Annotated in this window: 19 protein-coding genes and 1 pseudogene; 16 read left to right on the top strand and 4 right to left on the bottom strand. The window is 71.1% G+C overall.

Annotated elements, in window-relative coordinates:
* Positions 1–25: 25 nt before the first annotated feature.
* Positions 26–1,669 (bottom strand): thiamine pyrophosphate-requiring protein, encoded by a 1,644-nt coding sequence (locus tag KSF81_RS18275; RefSeq protein ID WP_256444266.1) that lies wholly within the window; start codon positions 1,667–1,669, stop codon positions 26–28.
* Between the two features lie 182 nt (positions 1,670–1,851).
* On the opposite strand from KSF81_RS18275, the gene KSF81_RS18270 reads away from it, so the two are divergent.
* The 13 genes and pseudogenes from KSF81_RS18270 to era all read left to right on the top strand — a co-directional run bounded on the left by KSF81_RS18270 (position 1,852) and on the right by era (position 11,820).
* A complete protein-coding gene (locus tag KSF81_RS18270) occupies positions 1,852–2,046 on the top strand; it encodes a DUF4089 domain-containing protein (protein WP_217380185.1) in 195 nt (64 codons plus the stop codon).
* A pseudogene (locus KSF81_RS32290) lies at positions 2,043–2,360 on the top strand (amidase family protein); the annotation flags it as partial. The gene KSF81_RS18270 and the pseudogene KSF81_RS32290, both read left to right, overlap by 4 nt.
* A 52-nt stretch (positions 2,361–2,412) precedes the next feature.
* On the top strand, positions 2,413–3,438 hold the full coding sequence (locus KSF81_RS18265; protein WP_217380184.1) for an amidase: 1,026 nt from the start codon (positions 2,413–2,415) through the stop codon (positions 3,436–3,438).
* A 2-nt stretch (positions 3,439–3,440) separates the two neighbouring features.
* On the top strand, positions 3,441–4,460 hold the full coding sequence (locus tag KSF81_RS18260; RefSeq protein WP_217380183.1) for an isopenicillin N synthase family oxygenase: 1,020 nt from the start codon (positions 3,441–3,443) through the stop codon (positions 4,458–4,460).
* A 29-nt stretch (positions 4,461–4,489) separates the two neighbouring features.
* Positions 4,490–5,008, top strand: coding sequence for a sigma-70 family RNA polymerase sigma factor (locus tag KSF81_RS18255; RefSeq protein WP_217380182.1), 519 nt, complete (start codon positions 4,490–4,492; stop codon positions 5,006–5,008).
* Positions 5,009–5,662: an NrsF family protein gene (locus KSF81_RS18250; protein WP_217380181.1), complete on the top strand. Its 654-nt coding sequence runs from the start codon at positions 5,009–5,011 to the stop codon at positions 5,660–5,662. It abuts the gene before it with no gap.
* Positions 5,663–5,750: 88 nt separating this feature from the next.
* Positions 5,751–7,049 carry a thiamine pyrophosphate-binding protein gene (locus tag KSF81_RS18245; protein ID WP_217380180.1) on the top strand — a complete coding sequence of 433 codons (1,299 nt, stop codon included), beginning with the start codon at positions 5,751–5,753 and terminating at the stop codon, positions 7,047–7,049.
* Positions 7,001–7,492 (top strand): thiamine pyrophosphate-dependent enzyme, encoded by a 492-nt coding sequence (locus KSF81_RS18240; protein ID WP_254454116.1) that lies wholly within the window; start codon positions 7,001–7,003, stop codon positions 7,490–7,492. The genes KSF81_RS18245 and KSF81_RS18240 overlap by 49 nt, the downstream gene beginning before the upstream one ends.
* 1 nt (position 7,493) lies before the next feature.
* Positions 7,494–8,525: a zinc-binding dehydrogenase gene (locus tag KSF81_RS18235; RefSeq protein WP_217380179.1), complete on the top strand. Its 1,032-nt coding sequence runs from the start codon at positions 7,494–7,496 to the stop codon at positions 8,523–8,525.
* Complete coding sequence (locus KSF81_RS18230; RefSeq protein ID WP_217380178.1) at positions 8,522–9,286, top strand: SDR family NAD(P)-dependent oxidoreductase; 765 nt, start codon at positions 8,522–8,524, stop codon at positions 9,284–9,286. The genes KSF81_RS18235 and KSF81_RS18230 overlap by 4 nt, the downstream gene beginning before the upstream one ends.
* A gap of 114 nt (positions 9,287–9,400) precedes the next feature.
* Positions 9,401–10,156: a signal peptidase I gene (lepB, locus tag KSF81_RS18225; RefSeq protein WP_217380177.1), complete on the top strand. Its 756-nt coding sequence runs from the start codon at positions 9,401–9,403 to the stop codon at positions 10,154–10,156.
* 6 nt (positions 10,157–10,162) lie between these two features.
* Positions 10,163–10,888 carry a ribonuclease III gene (gene rnc, locus KSF81_RS18220; protein ID WP_217380176.1) on the top strand — a complete coding sequence of 242 codons (726 nt, stop codon included), beginning with the start codon at positions 10,163–10,165 and terminating at the stop codon, positions 10,886–10,888.
* Positions 10,885–11,820: a GTPase Era gene (gene era / locus KSF81_RS18215; protein WP_217380175.1), complete on the top strand. Its 936-nt coding sequence runs from the start codon at positions 10,885–10,887 to the stop codon at positions 11,818–11,820. The genes rnc and era overlap by 4 nt, the downstream gene beginning before the upstream one ends.
* Before the next feature lie 12 nt (positions 11,821–11,832).
* Here era and KSF81_RS18210 read toward each other — a convergent pair whose 3' ends face one another.
* Positions 11,833–12,948, bottom strand: coding sequence for an SbmA/BacA-like family transporter (locus KSF81_RS18210; RefSeq protein WP_217380174.1), 1,116 nt, complete (start codon positions 12,946–12,948; stop codon positions 11,833–11,835).
* A 215-nt stretch (positions 12,949–13,163) separates the two neighbouring features.
* On the opposite strand from KSF81_RS18210, the gene recO reads away from it, so the two are divergent.
* From recO to KSF81_RS18195, 3 genes are all read left to right on the top strand, one after another.
* On the top strand, positions 13,164–13,940 hold the full coding sequence (gene recO, locus KSF81_RS18205; RefSeq protein WP_217380173.1) for a DNA repair protein RecO: 777 nt from the start codon (positions 13,164–13,166) through the stop codon (positions 13,938–13,940).
* A complete protein-coding gene (gene parC, locus KSF81_RS18200) occupies positions 13,933–16,179 on the top strand; it encodes a DNA topoisomerase IV subunit A (protein ID WP_217380172.1) in 2,247 nt (748 codons plus the stop codon). Before recO ends, parC begins: the two co-directional genes overlap by 8 nt.
* Positions 16,180–16,243: 64 nt before the next feature.
* The gene (locus KSF81_RS18195; protein WP_217380171.1) at positions 16,244–16,528 is read left to right on the top strand and encodes a hypothetical protein; all 285 of its coding nucleotides are present in this window, start codon (positions 16,244–16,246) and stop codon (positions 16,526–16,528) included.
* Between the two features lie 25 nt (positions 16,529–16,553).
* On the opposite strand, the gene KSF81_RS18190 is transcribed toward KSF81_RS18195, so the two are convergent.
* Both KSF81_RS18190 and KSF81_RS18185 read right to left on the bottom strand, forming a co-directional pair.
* Complete coding sequence (locus KSF81_RS18190) at positions 16,554–17,324, bottom strand: arginyltransferase (RefSeq protein WP_217380170.1); 771 nt, start codon at positions 17,322–17,324, stop codon at positions 16,554–16,556.
* Between the two features lie 70 nt (positions 17,325–17,394).
* Positions 17,395–19,746: a penicillin acylase family protein gene (locus tag KSF81_RS18185; protein WP_217380169.1), complete on the bottom strand. Its 2,352-nt coding sequence runs from the start codon at positions 19,744–19,746 to the stop codon at positions 17,395–17,397.
* Between the last annotated feature and the right edge of the window lie 117 nt (positions 19,747–19,863).

Genomic DNA, 19,863 nt, shown 5'->3' with positions numbered 1-19,863 from the left:
CGCCCTCAGATTCTACGGCCAGGCATCAGAGCCTGGAGACGGCGGTCTCCTTGGAGGTGATGAACTCCAGCAGCACCGGCACGCCCTTTTTCGTCTGCTCGATGCCGCGGCGGATGGCGGGCACGATCTCCGCCGGGTCCGTCACCCGCTCGCCATAGCCGCCGAAGGCCCGGGCCATGGCGGCGTAGTCGCCGGAGATGTCGGTGCTGCGGTATTTCTCCGTGCTGATCGGCATCACCTTCAACTCGATCGCCATGGAGAAATTGTTCAGCAGGATGGACATGATCGGGATGCGCTCGCGCACCGCCGTCTCGAAGTCCATGCCGGTGAAGCCGATCGCGGCATCGCCCCAGACATTGATGCAAAGCTTGTCCGGCGCCGCCAGCTTGGCACCCATGGCCAGCCCCAGCCCATAGCCCAACTGCGTCGTCTTGCCCCAGCCGAGATAGCTGAGCGGCGTGGTGGATTTCCAGAAGGGCGAAAGCTGGTCGCGCGGGCTGCCGGCGTCATGGGTGATGATCGTATTGTCCCGATCCACCGTGTGCTGCAGGTCCCAGAGCACGCGATAGGGGTTGAGCGGCGCGTCCTTGCTGGAGAGCTTTGGCATCCACTGGGCCAGCCAGGGCTCGTATTGCGCCTGGATCTCGGCCGCCACCGGCGCCGGGTCGCGCGGCGAGCCGACCAGGGCCGAAAGCTCCTCCAGCAGCGCGTCGAGCGTCAGCGCCGCATCGCCGATCAGGCCGATCTCCGCCCGCACGTCCTTGTTGAGGTGCATGGGGTCGAGGGTGCTGTGGATGATCTTCGGGCCCTTCGGCATCTTCACGCCGAAATTCGTCTCGGTGAAGCTGCAGCCGATGCCGAAGATGACATCCGCCTTGTCCAGGAAATGCCGCACCGGCTGCGGGATCGCCAGGCCGCCGGAGCCGAGCGAGAGAGGATGGGTCTCCGGGAAGCTGCTCTTGCCGCCGAGGCTGGTCGTGACCGGCGCCGCCAGCAATTCCGCCAGCGCCCGCAGTTGCGGCCAGGCTTCGGCCCAATGCACGCCGGTACCGGCATAGATCACCGGCCGCTTCGCCCCGGCCAGCATCGCCGCGGCGCGCTTCACATCCGCCCGGTCGGGGCCGTAGCGGGTGGCGAAGACCGGCTGGTAGTCCAGCGGCTCCGGCACCTCCTCGTTCCACATGTCGGTCGGGATCTCGACCAGCACCGGGCCGCCGCGGCCATTGCGCAGCCGGGTGAAGGCGCGGCGCAGGATGTTCGGCACCTCGGCCGCGAGGGTGATCGGCTCGGCGGATTTGGTGATGCCCTTCATGGCGATGGAGGAGTTGAAATTCGGGTCGATATGCGCGATCCGCCGCGGATAGCCCATCGGCAGCACCAGGATCGGCACCGATTCGCCATAGGCCTGCGCCACGCCGCCATAGGCATTCTCGGCGCCCGGCCCGTGCTGCATGCAGAAGGCGCCGATCTTGCGGCCGGAGGTGACGCGCGAGATCGCATCCGCCATGTGCAGGCCGATCCGCTCCTGCCGCACCATGACGGGGCGGATATCCACTGCGGCCGCGAATTCGATCAGATGGTTCACCGGGTAGCCGGTGAGGATCTCGATCCCCTCGCGCTTCATGATCGCCGCAATGGCCTCGCCGACCTTCATGCCCGTATCCTCCATGCGGGCTGCGAAGGCCCGGTGCGTTCCAGGGCGCCATTCAGCGCCACCGCTTTTCTGCCGGGCAGCCTAGCCTTGGGCTGGTGGCGCTGGCAACCAGGCCCGGCCGGCTGTCCCATGGGCGGTTCCCCGCCGCGTGAAACCCGCCATACTCGGTGCCGCCCCACCGTGCAGGAGAAGGCGCCATGCCACCCAGGACCACCGAAGCCGAGTTCGAGGTGCTGCTGCGCCGCGCCGGTCTGGCGCTGACCCCAGCCCAGATCGCCGGCATCCATGCGGTCTTCGGCGCGATCGAGGCGATGCAGGATCGCGTCCGCACCCCCGCCCTGCCAGCCGAGGCGGAGCCCGCCACCTGCTTCGCCGCGGAGCCCGGCCGATGAACGCCATTCCCAGCATCACCGAGGCGGCGGCGCTCATCGCCACGCGGAAGCTCTCGCCGCTCGAACTCACCCGGTCCTGCCTCGACCGCGTCCATCGCCTGGACAACACGCTGCACGCCTTCATCCGGCTGGAGGAGGAGGCCGCGCTCGCCACCGCCCGTGCCGCCGAGGCGCGCATCATGCGCGACGGGCCGCGCGGCCCGCTGGACGGCATCCCCTTCGCGCACAAGGACATCTATTGCACCGCCGGCATCCCGACGACCGCGCATTCCCGCGTGTTGCAGGACCATGTGCCGAAGGAGGATGCCTTTACCGTGCGCCGCCTGGCCGAGGCGGGGGTAGTGATGCTCGGCAAGCTGGCGACCCATGAATTCCGCATTCGGCGGCCCCTCCTTCGACCTGCCCTGGCCGCCGGCGCGCAATCCCTGGAACCCCGAGCACTTCACCGCCGGCTCCTCCTCCGGCACCGGCGCGGCGGTGGCCGCAGGGATGATCCTGGGCGGCACGGGATCCGATACCGGCGGCTCCATCCGCGGCCCGGCGGCGCTCTGCGGCATCACCGGCATCAAGCCGACCTATGGTCTCTGTTCCCGCGCCGGCATCCTGCCGCTGGCGCAGTCCCTCGACCATGCCGGGCCGATGGCCTGGACGGTGGAGGACTGCGCCCTGCTGCTCCAGGCCATGGCGGGGCACGACCCGGCCGATCCGGCCAGCGCCGATCGCCCGGTTGCGGATTTCCGGGCGGAGCTTGGCCAGGGGGTGAAGGGGCTGCGCATCGGCGTGATCCGGCACTTCCATGAGCGGGACAACCCGGTCAGCCCGGCGACCCTGCGGGGCATCGAGGAGGCTGCCGGCTTCTTCCGTGCCGAGGGGGCGACGGTGCGCGACGTGACCTTGCCCCCGCTCGCCGATTTCAACGCCTGCGGCTGGCTCATCCTGCTGGCGGAAGCCTACGCGGTGCATGAGACCTGGATGCGGCGCGACCCCAACCTCTATGGCGAGATCATGCGGGACCGGATGGTGCTGGGCAGCCTGCTCTCCGCGGCGGACTACATGCAGGCGCAAAGGCGGCGGCGGGAGCTGATTGCCCGGACCGACGCCGCCGCGGCGGATTGCGACATCCTGCTTACCGCCGCGCAGCCCGGCGAGGCGGCGCGGATCGACGCCGTCTCCAAATGGGCCTTCCTGGAGGCGCCGAATTTCACGATTCCCTTCAACGTCACGGGCTGGCCGGGCATCACGCTCTGCACCGGTTTCGGCACCGGCGGGCTGCCGGTGGCAATGCAATTAGTGGCGAAACCCTTCGCCGAGCCCACCCTGTTCCGCGCCGCCCATGCCTATGAGCGTGCGCATCCCTGGCGGGCCAGGCGGCCGGCCATGACGGAGAGCTGACCATGGTGCTGCTGCCCGCCCCGGAACCCCGCGCCCCGGCCAGCATGATCGGCGGCCGCATGCCCCTGCTCGATGCCGGCCCGACCCTGCGCGGCGAGGTCGGCGCGTTGGAGGCCCTGGCCGCCGAGCTTCGCTTCGCACTGGAGCACGTGGGGTTCTACCTGCTCACCGGCCACGGCATCCCGGAGGCGCTGATCGCGGAGACCTACGCCGAAGCGGCCCGCTTCCACGCCCAGCCCCTGGAGGAGAAGCTGAAGCTCCGCATCAACGGGCACAATATCGGATACATGCCGATGAAGGGCTCGCTGAACCGCACCAGCGCCTATAACCCGAACGGCAAGCCAAGCCTCAACGAGGCCTTCTTCCTGCGCCGCCAGCGCGCGCCGGATGACCCCGATGTGCTGGCCAAGAAGCCGCTCCGCGGGCTGAATCAATGGCCCGCCAGCCTGCCCGGCTTCCGCGAGGGGGCGCTCGGCTACATGGCGGCCATGGAGGCGCTGGGGAAGCGGCTGGTGCCGGTCTATGCCCGCGCCCTCGGCCTGCAGCCCGATTATTTCAGCCGGGCCTTCGCCGAGCCGAACATGATCCTGCGCATGACCCACTATCCCGCCGTGCCGGGCTTCGAGGAGGGCGAGTTCAGCATCGCCCCGCATACCGACAGCGGCTTCATGACCCTGCTGCCGCCGAACCCGGTGCCCGGCCTCTCGATGCGCCTCACCGACGGCACCTGGTTCGATATCCCGCATGTTCCCGGCGCCTATACGGTGAACAGCGGCGACATGCTGCACCGTTGGACCAACGAGGTCTTCCTCTCCACCCCGCATCGCGTGCTGAATGGCGGTCGGGAGGCGCGCTACGCAATCCCCTATTTCTTCGACCCGCATCCCGACACCATGATCGAGTGCCTGCCGAGCTGCCAGGGGCCGGGCCGGCCGGCGAAGCACCCGCCCATCCTATTCGACGACTACATCATCTGGTTCGCGAAGCGGAACTACCAACACCAGAAGGACACGGCCGCCTGACGCAGCAGGAGGGACAGTGGGAGGGCTGGATGGCGGCGGCGCAGGCCGGCGACCGCCGCGCCTATGACGCGCTGCTCCGCGCCTGCCTGCCGCTGCTCCGCGGCATCGCCCGCCGCCGCATTCTGAATCCTGCCGAGGCCGAGGATGCGGTGCAGGATGCGTTGCTGACCATCCACCAGCTCCGCCACAGCTACGACCCGGCGCGGCCGATCCGCCCCTGGCTGGTGGCGATCACCGAGCGCCGGGCGATCGACCGGCTGCGCCGCCACGGCCGCCGCGCCGGCCGCGAGACCTCCATCGAGGATTTCGGGGAAACCCTGGCGGCGCCCGGGGCGAATACTGGGGAGGCCAGGGTGGCCGCCACCGAATTGCGGGCCGCCGTGGCGGAACTGCCGCCGGCGCAGCGCACCGCGCTAGGCCTGGCCAAGCTCGAGGACCTGTCGCTGGCCGAGGCGAGCGCCCGGTCCGGCATGTCGGTAGGGGCGCTGAAAGTGGCCACCCATCGGGCTGTGAAGGCGCTGCGGCGGCGCCTCGGCGTGGAGGACTAGGTGCGGACCGAAGACCTGATCGGCGATCTGGCCACCGAGCTGCGTCCGGTCCGGCGGCTGCCCTCGCCGGCCGCGCAGGCGGCGCTCTGGCTAGGCCTTGCCGTGGTGGTGATCGCGATCGCGGTGGCGCTGCATGGTCTCCGGCACGACCTCGCCGCGCGGATGCTGCTGCCGCATGAGGTGGCGCAGTGGCTGGCCTCGGTGGCGACCGGGGTTGCGGCGGCCTTCGCGGCGGCCATGCTGGCGCGGCCGGACCGCAACTGGCGCTGGGCGCTGCTGCCGCTGCCGCCGCTGCTCGCCTGGGGGCTCAGCCTCGGCTGGGGCTGCCTTGCGGACCTGGCGCGGATGGGGCCGGAGGCGCTGACGCTCGGCACCAGTTGGGGGTGCCTGCGCTTCATCATCCTGCTGGGCGCGCCGCTCACCGCGTTGCAGCTTTGGCTCTTGCGGCATGCGGGGCCGCTGCGGCCGATGCCGGTGCTGCTGCTGGGCGGCCTGGCCTCGGCGGCGCTCTGCTCGGCCGGGTTGAGCCTGTTCCATCATCTGGATGCGGCCGTGATGGTGCTGCTCTGGCATGGCGGCGCCACGGCGGTGCTGGTGCTGCTGGGCTGGCTGCTCGGCCGGCCGCTGCTGCTGCGCGCGCCCCGGCTTCCCTGACCCGGCCTTCTTGACGCCGCCCGCTTCCTGGCGGTTGCTAGGCGCCGAATGAAGGCCCGGCGCGCACGCCAGGGCGGGAGGAGATTCAATGCCGGATGCCGCCGCGCCCACCAGCGCCGGGAATGCCACCGTCGCGCTCCGTCTGGCCGAGGCTTTCGCCCGCCATGGCGTGACGCTGACCTTCGGGCAGAGCCTGCCCTCCGCCTTCCACTTGGCTGCGCCGCATGTCGGGATCGACCAGAAGGTCTACCGGCAGGAGAATGCCGGCGGCGCCATGGCGGATGGCTATGCCCGGATCTCGCGCAAGGTGGGCATCGTCACGGCGCAGAACGGCCCTGCCGCGACCCTGCTGGTGGCGCCGCTGGCGGAGGCGCTGAAAGCCTCCATCCCCGTGCTCGCCCTGGTGCAGGAAGTCGGCCGCGATACCGTCGACCGCAACGCCTTCCAGGAATTGGACCATCTCGGCATGTTCGCGCCGGTGGCGAAGTGGGTGCGCCGGCTGGACCGTGCCGACCGGCTGGATGACTACGTGGACATGGCCTTCACCGCCGCCACCTCCGGCCGCCCCGGCCCCGCCGTGCTGCTGGTGCCGGCGGACCTGCTGACCGAGACGGCGGCACCGGTTTCCGCCCTGCTGCGGCCGCGGCAACTCTCCCTCGGCCAGGCGCCGCTCGACCGCTGCCTGGCCGACCCCGCCGCCATCGCCGCGGCAGCCGAGGCGCTGGCCACGGCGAGGCACCCGCTGGTGGTGGCCGGCGGCGGCGTGCACCTCTCGGATGCCAGCGCCGAGCTGGCAGCGCTGCAGGAGGCGGCGCATCTGCCGGTGGCGACCACGGTGATGGGCAAGGGCGCGGCGGATGAGGCGCATCCGCTGACGCTCGGCGTCATCGGCTACGTAATGGGGCAGGGGTCCCGCACCCAGGCGCTGCGCCCGATGGTGGAGCGCGCCGACCTGGTGCTGCTGGTCGGCAGCCGCACCAACCAGAACGGCACGGACAGTTGGAAGCTGTTTTCCGGGGATACCCGGTTCATCCATCTGGATGCCGACCCGATGGAGGTTGGCCGCAACTACGAATCCATGCGGCTGGTGGGCGATGCCAGGCTGACCCTGGCGGCGCTGACGGCGGAGATGCAACGGCGCGACCTCGCCGCCCGCGCCGCCGCGCGGCCTGCCATCGAGTGGGAGATCGCCGGGGCGGTGGCGGACTGGCGCCGCACCATCGCGCGCATCACCACCGAGGATGCCCCGCTCTGCCGGCCGGAAAGGATCATGGCGGAACTGGACCGGCTGATCGGGCCGGAGGATATCGTGGTGGCGGATGCCTCCTATTCCTCCATCTGGGTGGCGAATACCTCACCGCCCGGCGCGCCGGGCAGCGCTTCCTGACGCCCCGCGGCATCGCCGGCCTCGGTTGGGGCCTGCCCATGGCGATCGGCGCGCAGATCGCGGCGCCGGAGGCGCGGGTGGTCTGCCTCTGCGGCGATGGCGGCTTCGGCCATAGCTGGGCGGAGCTGGAGACGCTCCGCCGCATGGAACTGCCGATCACCCTGCTGGTGCTGAACAACGGCATCCTCGGCTACCAGAAACACGCCGAGGAGGTGAAATTCGGCGAGCACACCAAGGCGGTCTTCTTCGCCGAGACCGACCACGCCATGATCGCCCGCGCCTGCGGCGTGGAGGGCCTGCGGGTGGAGGGCGGCGCCGCCATCCGCCCGGCGCTGGAGGCGGCGCTGGCGGCGCGCCGGCCGGTGCTGCTCGACCTCATTACCGACCCGGAGGCCAAGCCGCCGATCTCCGTCTTTGCCGGCCACTACCCGGAGCCCTTCTAGGATGCTCGCGCTCCGCAAGACGCAACCTGCCTTCGGCCTGGTGCTGGAGGATGTGGCGGAGGCGCATCCGCCTGGCCCCGGCGAGGTGGTGGTGCGGGTCGAGGCCGCGGGCATCTGCGGCAGCGATGTCCATGCCTATGAATGGACCGGCGGCTATGAATTTATGGTGCCGAAGCTGCCGCTCACCATGGGGCATGAATTCGCCGGCCGGGTGATCCGCAGCGGCACCGGCAGCGGGTTGGCGGAGGGCACGCGCATCGCCGCCATCCCCTTCGTCGCCTGCGGCACCTGCGCCGCCTGCCGCGCCGATGACGCCCGCAACTGCACCTGGCGGGAGGGCATCGGCCTGACCCGCGACGGCGGCTTCGCCCGCGAGGTCCGCATCCCCGCCCGCTGCTGCGTGGCGCTGCCCGATGCCGTGGATGCCGAGATCGGCGCGCTCGCCGAACCGCTCGGCGTCGGCTGCGAGGCGGTGCTGACCGGCGAGGTCGGGCTCGGCGACACGGTGCTGGTGCTCGGCCCCGGCACCATCGGCCAGGCGATCGCGCTGATGGCGCGGCAGGCCGGCGCCGCCCGCGTGCTGGTCGCCGGCCGCGCCGATGCGCCGCGCTTCGACGTGCTGCGGAGGCTCGGCTTCAGCGAACTCATCGATGTGGCGGAGGCGCCGCTGACCGAGCAGGTGCTGGCACTCACCGGCGGTCGGCCGGTGGATGTGGTGCTGGAGGCCACCGGCGTGCCCGCCAGCTTGAATGAGGGGCTCTCGGTGCTGCAGAAGGGCGGCACCATCGTCGCTGCCGGCATCCATGCCGCCTCGCTCACCCTGCCGCTGACGGAATTCGTCCGCATGCGGCACCAGCTTCGCGCCACCCACGGCGCCAGCCGCCGGACCTGGGACCGGGTGGTCGCCTTCCTCGGGCGTGACCCGGAGGCCTTCCGCCCAATGATCACCCATCGCCTGCCGCTTGCCCGCGGGATCGAGGGCTTCGAACTGGCGCGGCAGCGCGCCGCCAGCAAGGTGATCCTGACGCCATGAGCCCGAATCACGACCGGGTCGCCCTGGTCACCGGCGCCGCCCGCGGCATCGGCGCCGGCATCGCCGCCAAACTCGCGGCGAACGGGCATCCCGTGGTGCTGGCGGATGTGCTGCCCGAAGTGGAGGCCACGGCCAGGGCGCTCCGCGAAGCCGGGCACCAGGCCCGCGCCATCCGCCTCGATGTTTCGGATGAGGCCGCTGTCGCCGCCCTGCCACGCGCCATCGGCGACTGGTGGGGCAGGCTCGGCGTGGTGGTGAACAATGCCGGCATCTCGCCAAAAGCCAAGGGCGGCCGGCCCCGGAAGATCCGTGACATGCCGGCCGAGGAATGGCGCCGGGTGCTGGCGGTGAACCTGACCGGCGCCTTCCTGGTCTCCCAGGCCTGCATCCCGCCGCTGCGGGCGCGCGGCTGGGGCAGGGTGGTGATGATCACCAGCCAGGCGGCGCGGGCGAAAAGCATGATCGCCGGCGCGCATTACGCCGCCTCCAAGACCGGGCTGATGGGCTTCGCGCGCAGCCTCGCCACGGAACTCGGCCCGGATGGCATCACCGTGAACAGCGTGGCGCCCGGCCGGATCGACACGCCGATGGCGCAGGGCGCCGCCGCCGGGGTGAACGACGCCTTCCTGGCCAATATCCCGCTCGGCCGCACCGGCAGCCCGGCGGAAGTGGCGGAGGTGGTGGCCTTCCTCGCCTCCGACGCCGCTGCCTATCTGAGCGGCGCCACCCTGGATGTGGGCGGCGGCAGCTTCATGCCTTAGGATGCGGCCCCCCCTTCCTTGACACCCCCCGTCCCGCAGGCTTCATCCCGCCGCCAGACCGCGTCCCGCGGCCGCTGCACAACGGTTCCGGTGGGTCCTGAATTGAGTACTTCCATGGCGAAGAAGAAATCGGGCGGCTGGCTCGAGAGCGTCAAGACGATCGTCTATGCCGGTCTTATCGCCATCGGCATCCGCTCGATCGCCTTCGAGCCCTTCAACATCCCCTCCGGCAGCATGATCCCGACCTTGCTGGTTGGGGACTATCTGTTCGTCTCCAAATACTCCTACGGCTATTCGCGTTATTCGGTGCCCTTCGGTGCCTACCTGCCGAGCCTGGGTGAAGGGCGGATCTTCGGCTCACTTCCGGCGCGCGGCGATGTCGCGGTCTTCAAGCTGCCGCGCGACCCCAGCCAGGACTACATCAAGCGCATCATCGGCCTGCCGGGCGACCGCATCCAGGTCCGCAATGGCGTGCTGCATGTGAACGGCACGGCGGTGCGGCGCGAGCCGATCGGCCCCTATACGGTGGAGGGCGACGGCCCCCGCATGATCGTGCGCCTGTTCCGGGAGACGCTGCCCGTGGGTGGCAGCGGCCAGGTGCACCAGATCATCGAGCAGTCCGATGACGGCCCGCTGGACAATACCCAGGAATACCGCGTGCCGGAGGGCCATGTCTTCGCCATGGGCGACAACCGCGACAACAGCCTGGACAGCCGGGTGCAGAATGCCGTCGGCTTCATCCCGGTGGAGAATCTGGTGGGCCGCGCCGAGATCATCTTTTTCTCCGTGGACGGCTCCGCCGCCTGGTGGGAGGTCTGGGCCTGGCCCATGGCCATCCGCTGGAGCCGCCTGCTCAGCGGCGTGCGCTAGGCCGAGATGGCCAGGAAGCGGGCGGAGGAGGTGCCGCCCCCTGATCTCGAAGCCTTCGCCGAGCGGGTCGGGCACCGTTTCGCGCGGCCGGAATTGCTGCGTCAGGCACTGACCCATCGTTCCGCCGCCGATCCCCGGCGCGACCAGCTCGACAGCAATGAGCGCCTGGAATTCATCGGCGACCGGGTGCTCGGCCTGCTGATGGCCGAATGGCTGGCCGAACGCTTCCCGGAGGAGCGGGAGGGCGAGCTTGGCCGCCGCCTGAGTGCGCTCGTCGCCTGGGACAGCCTGGCGAAGGTGGCCGAGGCCCTTGATATCGGCGCCGTGCTGCTGGTGCCGGCGGGCGAGAACCGGGCCGGACTCACCACCCGCCAGAACGTGCTGGCCGATGCGCTGGAGGCGCTGCTCGGTGCCCTCTACCTCGATGGCGGGCTGGATGCGGCGCGCATCCTGGTCCGGCGGGAATGGGAGGCAATGGTCGGTGCCGACCTGCGTCCGCCCAAGCCGGCGAAGAGCCGGCTGCAGGAATGGATGCTCGGGCGCGGTCTCGGCCTGCCCGAATATCAATTGGTATCCGCGGCCGGGCCATCCCATCTGCCCCTGTTCGTTGTTTCCGTCAGTGTCGCCGGAAGGGAGGCGGAAGGCATGGGCGCCAGCAAGCGGGCGGCGGAGGAAATGGCAGCCGAGGCCTGGCTGGCCGGCCTGGCAAAGCCCGGGCCGACAAAGCCATGAGCGAAACTCCGCCGGGCACGACCGCCAGCGCCACGCGATGCGGCCTGGTCGCCGTGGTGGGGGCGCCGAATGCCGGCAAGTCCACCCTGGTGAATACCCTGGCCGGCACCAAGGTGAGCATCGTCTCGCCCAAGCCGCAGACCACCCGCTTCCGTATCCGCGCCGTGGTGATGCGGGGCGCCTCCCAGATCATCCTGGTGGATACGCCCGGCATCTTCGCGCCGCGCCGCCGGCTGGACCGCGCCATGGTGGCGGCGGCCTGGGGCGGCGCCCAGGATGCCGACCTGACCCTGCTGATCGTCGATGCGCGGGCCGGGCTGACCGACCCGGTACGGGCCATCCTGGAGCGCCTGGCCAAGGGGCAGGGGGGGAAGCAGGCCCGCATCTGGCTGGCGCTGAACAAGGTGGACCTGATCCCGCCGCAGCGCCTGCTGCCGCTCGCCGCCGAGATCAATGCCATGCTGCCGCTGGAGGAGACCTTCATGATCTCCGCCGAAACCGGCAGCGGTCTCGACCGGCTGATGGACCGCGCGGCGGAGGCGATGCCCCCCAGCCCCTTCCTCTTCCCGGAGGACGAGCTTTCCGACCTGCCGAACCGCATGCTGGTGGCCGAGATCGTGCGCGAGCAGATTCTGCGCCAGACCCATGAGGAAGTGCCGCACCACGCCACGGTGGAAACCGAAAGCTGGCAGGAACGCAAGGATGGCAGCGTCCGCGTCGACTGCACCATCTATGTCGGCCGCGCCACCCAGAAGGCGATCCTGATCGGCGATGGCGGCGCCCGCATCAAGGAGATCGGCCAGAAGGCCCGGCGCGAGCTGGAATCGCTGCTGGAGCGCCGGGTGCACCTGTTCCTGAACGTCAAGGACCGGCCGGGCTGGGACGAGGAGCGCGGCCGCATCCGCGCGCTGGGGCTCGAGGATCTCGGCTGAGCGTGCCTGGATTCAGGGCGCCGCCACGCCGGCCAGGCTTGCCGGCAGCGGCTTCGCCGCCGGTGCGGCTTCCGGGGCCTCGGCAGCCGGTTCCGGCGCCAGCGATGCCGCCAGCGCCAGCACCCGCTCGGCCGAGGCGCGCCAGGTGGCGATCCGCTCCATGCTGGTGACCGGCCAGGTGAGCGCGGCGGCCAGTTGCTGGAAGGCCTGCGCCGACTGCATCAGCCCGCCCAGCGTCACCACATCCTGCAGATAGGCCGGCAACCCGGCCAGGATGGGGAAGGTGGTGGTCAGCCGGGCATGCCCGGCATAGAACATGGCCAGCCGGGCCATGCTGCGGCTCTGCCGGGCCCAGGTCGCCGCGATACCGCCGAACAGCCCGCCCAGCCGATGCTGCCCCTCCTGCCGGCCGGCCGGCGAGGCCCCGCCGAGATGCACCAGGGCGGCGCGGAATTCCGCCTCCGCCGCCTGCCGCGCATCGGTGGCGCGGACCAGCGGCCGGCCGAGCAGGGCGGCGATCGCCGCACTGACCGCGGCGTAGAACACCGCCAGCCAGACCATGTAGCCCGGCACCGTCACCGCCTGGCCCCAGACCCGGAAGGTTGGGCTGCCGGAAAGCTGCCACAGGATGCCGCCGAAACAGACCAGCAGCAGGGTTGCCTGCCAGAGCGAGCCGCCAAGCTCCACCGCCTCCTCGGTGGCGATGCGGATGTCCTCGGCGATGCGGCCATCGGTATTCGCCCGGCCTGCCGCGCTGGCGCCGGCGCTGCCCTGCGCCAGCCAGGACGCGGCCAGGCGCGCGGTGAGCCAGCGCCGCCAGCGCAATTGCAGCATCCGCCGAACCCGGAGGTGCAGCCCGGATTGCAGCGCCGTGCCCGCCACCAGCCCGGCCAGGACAGCGCATTGCATGGCCAATTCGCCGACCGCGCGGCGCTCCAGCACGTCGAACAACTCGCCGAGCCAAGTATTGAAGCGGATCAGCAGCAGGATCTCGGCCCCGGTCAGGGCGAATAGCGTGAAGGTCAGTGCCCAGGCCTGCCAGAGGGTCGGGCCGGTCCAGAAGCTGCCGGCGAGGGCGGCGAAACGGCGCAGCAGGCCGCGGCGCGGGCTGGCCGGGGAGTCAGGCATGGACTGGCCAGGGGAGCGGGCCGGGAGAAGGCGGGCCGGCTGTCATCGCGGCATCCTCGCGCAAGGGCTGGACCGGGCTGCGCCAGACCAGGGCACAACAGGCTTCCTCCGGGGCAATGGCCGGGCCCGTCGCAGAACGTCCCGGCGGGGGACCGGTTGCGCCGGGTGCCACGGCCCGCTGGAGCCTGGCGGCCTCACCCCCCTATGATGGCGGAATGGAATGGCAGGCCCCCGCTATCGTGCTCGATGCCCGCCCGCTCGGCGAAAGCGGCGCCGTGGTGAGCCTGCTGACAGAGGCGCATGGGCGCCATGCCGGCCTGGCCAGGGCCGGCACCTCCCGGGCCCAGGCGTCGCTCTGGCAGCGCGGCAACCTGGTGGAGGTGCGCTGGGTGGCGCGGCTGCCGGACCAGCTTGGCAGCCTGACCGGGGAATTGGTGCACCCGGCCGCCGCCCTGGCGATGGAAGACCCTCTGGCGCTCGCCCTGCTCTCCGCCGCCTGCGCCGTGGCGGATGGCGCGCTGCCGGAGCGGGAGGCGCATCCCCGCAGCTTCCAGGGCCTGCTCTCGTTGATCGCCCGGCTGCCGGGCGGCGCGGCGCCGCTGCTGCCCGACTATATCCGCTGGGAAGCGGAACTGCTGGCCGAGCTCGGCTATGGCCTCGATCTCGGCCGCTGCGCCGTGACGGGCGGCACCGAGGACCTGGTCTGGGTCTCGCCCCGCACCGGCCGGGCGGTGAGCGCCGCGGCCGGCGAGCCCTGGGCCGCGCGGCTGCTGCCGCTGCCGGGGCTGCTGCTGGGGCAGGGCGGGGCGGTCGGTCCTTCCGGCCCCGCGGAATGGCTTGCGGGATTGCGCCTGACAGGGCATTTCCTGGGAAAAGATGCCTTCGGGCACCAGCACAAACCCCTGCCTGCCGCCCGCGAAAGGTTGTTCGACCGGGTGGCGGCGCTGGCCGGCGCCGACCCGGTGCCCGCCGAGAGAGGATCCGATGCCTGACGACGTGAAGCTCCCGCCCGCTGGCACCCCTGGCAGCGGCAATATCCGCGACACCCATCTCGCGGATGCGCTCTCCGAGCGGTATTTGGCCTATGCCATGTCCACCATCATGTCCCGCAGCCTGCCGGATGTGCGGGACGGGCTGAAGCCGGTGCATCGCCGGCTGCTCTGGGCCATGCACCAGTTGAAGCTGGACCCGGCGGCGGGCTTCAAGAAATGCGCCCGCATCGTCGGCGACGTGATGGGCAAGTACCACCCACATGGCGACGCCGCGATCTACGACGCCATGGTGCGGCTCGCCCAGGAATTCGCCGCCCGCTACCCGCTGGTGGAGGGCCAGGGGAATTTCGGCAATATCGACGGCGATAACGCCGCGGCCATGCGCTACACCGAGGCGCGCCTCACCGAGGTGGCGCAGGCGATGCTCCAGGGCATCGACGAGAACACCGTCGATTTCCGCGCCACCTATGATGGCGAGGAGCAGGAGCCGGTGGTGCTGCCCGCCGCCTTTCCGAACCTGCTGGCCAATGGCGCCAATGGCATCGCGGTGGGCATGGCGACCTCCATCCCACCGCACAATGCCGGCGAGCTTTGCGCCGCGGCGCTGGAACTCGTGCGCAACCCGGCAGCCACCACTGCCGACCTGCTGCGCCATGTCCCCGGCCCGGATTTCCCGACCGGCGGCATCCTGGTGGAGCCGAAGGAGGCGATCGCCGAAGCCTATGAGACCGGCCGCGGCGGCTTCCGCGTGCGGGCGAAATGGGAGCAGGAGAAGGGCAAGACCGGCACCTGGCAGATCGTGGTGACCGAGATCCCCTACCAGGTCGCCAAGGCCAAGCTGGTCGAGCAGATCGCCCAGCTCATGGAGGAGAAGAAGCTGCCGCTGCTCGGCGATATCCGCGACGAGAGCACCGACGTGGTGCGCCTGGTTCTGGAGCCGAAGAGCCGCGGCGTCGATCCCGCCGTGCTGATGGAGACGCTGTTCCGCGCCACCCAGCTCGAGACCCGCTTCTCGCTCAACATGAACGTGCTGGATGCCGACCGCACGCCCCGCGTCATGGGGCTGCGGGAGGTGCTGCGCGCCTGGCTCGACCACCGCCATGTCGTGCTGGTGCGCCGCACGGAGCACCGGCTGGCGGCGATCGCCCGGCGGCTGGAGATCCTGGACGGCTACCTCATCGTCTACCTGAACCTCGATGAGGTGATCCGCATCGTCCGCGAGGAGGAGGACCCGAAGGCGGCGCTGATCGCCACCTTCACCCTCACGGAGATGCAGGCCGACGCGATCCTCAACATGCGGCTCCGCAGCCTGCGGAAGCTTGAGGAAATGGAGATCCGGCGCGAGCACAAGAAGCTCAGCACCGAACAGAAGCGCCTGCAGGGGTTGATGAAGTCGGATGCCCGGCGCTGGGAGGCCATCGCCGAGGAACTGGAGGCGACGCGGGCGAAATTCGGCGAGGGCGTTTTGGGCAGGCGCCGCACCGAAACCGGCCGCCTGCTGCCCGCCGTGCTGGTGGACGAGGCCGCCTTCGTGGAGCGCGAGCCAGTCACGGTGATCCTCTCCGGGAAGGGCTGGATCCGCGCCCAGAAGGGGCATCTACCGGAGGATGCCGAGCATCGCTTCAAGGAGGGGGATGCGCTGCACACCTGGGTGCATGCGGAGACCACCGACCGCATCGTGCTGTTTGCCACCAATGGCAAGGCCTATACGCTGAAGGTCGATGCCATCCCGCGCGGCCGCGGCGACGGCCAGCCGGTGCGCCTGCTGCTGGACCTGACGAACGAGGACCACGTCGTGGCGATGTTCGTCCACCGCGATGGCGGTCGGCTGCTGGTGGCCACGAGCGACGGCAAGGGCTTCCAGGTGAAGGCCGAGGACCTGCTGGCGGAGCGCCGCACCGGCAAGCAGGTGCTGCTGCTGGATGCCGGCCGCGAGGCCGCGCTCTGCGTGCCCGCGGAGGGCGATACGGTGGCGGTGATCGGCGAGAACCGGAAGCTGCTGCTCTTCCCGCTCGACCAGGTGCCGGAGATGGCGCGCGGCCGCGGCGTGCAGCTGCAATCCTACAAGGATGGCGGCCTGGCCGATGCCAAGGTCTTCACCCGCAAGGAGGGGCTGAGCTGGCGTCTGGGCGAGCGAATCAGGGTGGAGGTCGACCTCGCCCCCTGGCGCGGCAACCGCGCCGGCGCGGGCAAGATGCCGCCGAATGGCTTCCCGAAGTCCAATCGCTTCGGCGACTGAAGCAGCCGGAACCCCCGGCACGCCCGGCCGTTACGGGGCCGTGCACAGGCAGGGATGGATGGGAATGGCGGAAACGCGACGTGGGTTCCTGACGGGGTTGCTGCTCGCCCTGGTTCCCGCCGCCGCGGTGCGGGCCGCACCGGCGGAGGCGAAGCTGGTGCCGGCGCAGTATGGCAATCCCTATCGCCCGCCGCCGCCACCCGATGCCTATCGCGGCCCGCCACGCCATCCTTATCGCGGGCCATGGCGTCACCGCCGGCGGTGCTGGATCGAGCGCCGGCGTGTGATGGTGCGCGACCGCTTCGGCCGGCTGCATCCCCGTATCATCGAGCAGGAGGTCTGCCGCTGAGACCTGCCGGGCGGCGCCCGCCAGGCTATTCGGCGGGCTGCGACACCGGTTCGGGCAGCAGCATCTCCGCCGCCGGCTCCTCCAGCACGCGCCAGATGCCGCCGGTCAGCACCTCGCTCGGCCGGAAACGGCTCTTGTAGGACATCTTGCGGCTCTCCGGCACCCAATAGCCGAGATAGACGTAGGGAAGGTTGAGCGCCCGGGCCCGCGCCACCAGCCACAGGATGGCCCAGGTGCCGAGCGACCGCCGCGCTTCCTCCGGCGCGAAGAAGGAATAGACCGCGGAAAGCCCGTCCGAGAGCCAGTCGGTCAGGCAGGCGCCGAGCAGCCGGTCCGCGGAATCGCGGAACTCCACCATGCCGGTGGTGATGGGCGTGTCCTCCACCATGGCGCGGTAGTCGTAGAAACCCATCGCCGCCATGTCGCCCTCATTGTGGCGCGCCTGCTGGTAGCGCTGGAACAGGGCGTATTGCTCGGCGGTGGCGCGGGCCGGCATCTCGAAGCCGGCGATATCGGCATTGATCCGCTCCAGCTTCCGCTGCGCCCGGTTGGGCTCGAAGGGCTGCGCCAGGATGCGGATGGGGATGCAGGCGGAGCAGCCCGGGCAGACCGGCGAATAGGCGATGTTGTGGCTGCGGCGGAAGCCGGCGCGGGAGAGGCGGTCGTGCAGCGCCTCGGCATCCGGGCCGGTCAATTCGGTCACGATCTTCCGTTCCGTCCTGCCCGCCAGGTAGGGGCAGGGCAGGGGCGCGGTGGTGTAGAAGAATTGCGGCCTTCGGTTGGGGCGGTGGAGCATTGCTACCCGGCAGTGTCGGTGGGGACGGCCCGGGAATCAACCTCCGGAATGCGGCCGGGTTCGCCGGGCCTCAGGGATTCAGCCGAAGCCGCCCCGCCACGGCCTCCGCCTGGCGCCCGAGCACCAGCATCCCACCCTCCCGCCAGGGCCGGAGCAGGTCGCCCCAATGCGGCGACAGCGGGTGGCCGGACTGGCCGGTGGCGATCATGGCCAGTGTCCGGTCCGGATCGGCAAGATCCGCCACCAGCCGCAGCCCGGGGCCATGCACATGCGCCCAGGGGTTCGCCGCCCCGGCACCGCGGAAGCCGCCGCGGAACACCGTCCATTCATCGCCGCCGGTCACCGCCTCCAGCCGCGTGAGGGCGCCAAGCCCGGGAATGAAGCGGAGCAGCGGATGCTCGAACCGGGCACGATGCACCGCACCCCAGCGCCAGGCGGCGGGGTCGGCGCCCTGGCTTGCCTGCAATCCCGCAATGGCCTCGGCCAATGCCCGCGCGGCGAGGCCAGGACAGTCGCCACCGCACCAGGCGGCGCCGCGCCCATCCGGCGCCAGGACGAAGCGGATGAAATTCGCCCTGGCAGTCCAGGCACCCTCCGGCACGCCGCCGGCGGCGAGCGCCATCTCGCCCAGCTTCTGCACCCAGGCATTGAAGATCAGCGGCTGCGGCAGATCCGGGGATATATTGCCATCCCAGTCCAGCAGCAGGTCCCGCGCCGCCCCGGCGGCCCCTTCGGGCCGGGGCAGGGCGCGCAGCATGGCATCGGGCGGGAGCAGCAATTCGCGCGCCAGCAGGGAGAGCGTGTCCATCTGCATGGCGGCGAAATCCGTGGCCGCATGGGTCGGACGCGCGCCGAGCATCTGGCCGATCCGGCGGAAGCGCCAGTCGCCGAACCAGTCGTGGCCGAGGAAGACCGGATACCCCGGCGGCGCCACCCGATTATTGGCATTCACCAGGGCGCCGCTATTGGGCGCCGTGACATGCGGCAGGCTCTCCCAGGGCACCCAGCCGGTCCAGTCATGGCTGCCATCCCAGCCGGGGGCGGGCAAGGTCCCGTCGCCGGCCCGGCGCAGCGGCGTCCGGCCGGTGAGCAGCATGGCGATCCCGCCCGCCGCATCGGCCAGCATCAGGTTCTGCGAGGGGCTGGTGATGAGCGCCGCCGCCTTCCGCGCCTCGGCCAGCGATCCCGACCGGTTCAGCGCCAGCAGCCCGGCGGCGGCGGAGTCGCCCGGCGTCAGGTTGGCCATGGCGACGGCGAGCACGGTATCGTCCGGCCGCGCCGGATCAAGGTCGGAGATCACCGGCCCGTGTCGCGTTTCCCTGACCCGCAGCACCACGGGCTCGGCACCACGCACCCGGATCACCTCCTCGGTGACGGTGAAGGGGCGGGGACCGTCCGGGGTCTGATAGGCATCCGGGCCCGCCAGCCGTTCCACGAAGACATCCTGCGTGTCCGAATGCGTGGTGGTGAAGCCCCAGGCCAGGTGCCGGTTGCGGCCGATCACCATCAGCGGCACGCCCGGGCTGGTGGCGCCGGCCAGCATCCGCCCATCCGCGAGGTCGATCCGCGCCAGGTACCAAAGGATCGGCGCCTGGAAGCCGAGATGCGGGTCATTGGCCAGCAAAGGCGCCCCGGAGGATGAGCGTGAGCCCGCCACAGCCCAGGCATTGCTGGCGGAGTCCGGCAGGGTCCCCGGCTCCGGGAAGCGCGGCAGGGCGGCGGCGAGGCGTGCCAGATGCCCGGCCTCCACGGCCGGCACCAGCGCCGCATCCGGCCGGCCGGCGCTGGCGTCCTCGGGCCAGAGTTCGGCCATGCGCTCCGGCGGCAGGATGCCGGCCAGCCGTGCCCGGTCCAGTTCCACCCGCCAATTGCCGGAGAGCCAGAGCCCCATCACCTTGGCCCAGAGCAGGCTATGCTCCGGCGCCCAGGGTTCCGGCTTCCCCAGCGCCAGGAATCCCGGCGCGGCGAAGCGGCCGCGCGCGGCGATCCAGGCATTCACCCCGGCCGCATAGGCTTCCAGCGAATCCCGCGCCTCCGCCGGCAGGGTGGCGAAATCCTCCCGCGCGCGGCGCGCCAGGCCGAGGACGCGGACGAAGCGGTCGCTCCGCAGCAGCCCGGCGCCGCCGATCTCGGCCAACCGGCCCGAGGCGCCGCGCCGCATCATCTCCATCTGGAACAGCCGGTCGCGGGCATGCAGCCAGCCGAGCGCCATGGTAGCGTCACGCTCCGTGGCGGCGGCGATGCGCGGCACCCCTTGGGCATCAAGCGTGATCTCCACCGGGGCGGAGAGGCCGGGCAGGCGCAGCACCTGGTCCCGCGCCGGCAGGCTCCACCAGGCGAGGCCCAAGGCGCCTGCCAGGCCGAGCAGCAGCAGGGTGGTGAGGGCAAGCAGCCCGCGTCGCAGCCAGCGCCAGGCGGTCATGCGAGCGGGCTTCCGGGTGAGGCGGGGGGGGCAGCGGGCATGGCCATCCGTGCGGATCAGGGCGCGGAGAATGCGCAAGCCGCGCCCCGGCGTCCATCTGCCCGGCGCGGTCGCACC

Source organism: Siccirubricoccus sp. G192 (assembly GCF_019084075.1).
Lineage (GTDB): Bacteria > Pseudomonadota > Alphaproteobacteria > Acetobacterales > Acetobacteraceae > G192.
This window is presented reverse-complemented; position numbering and strand designations above follow the sequence as displayed.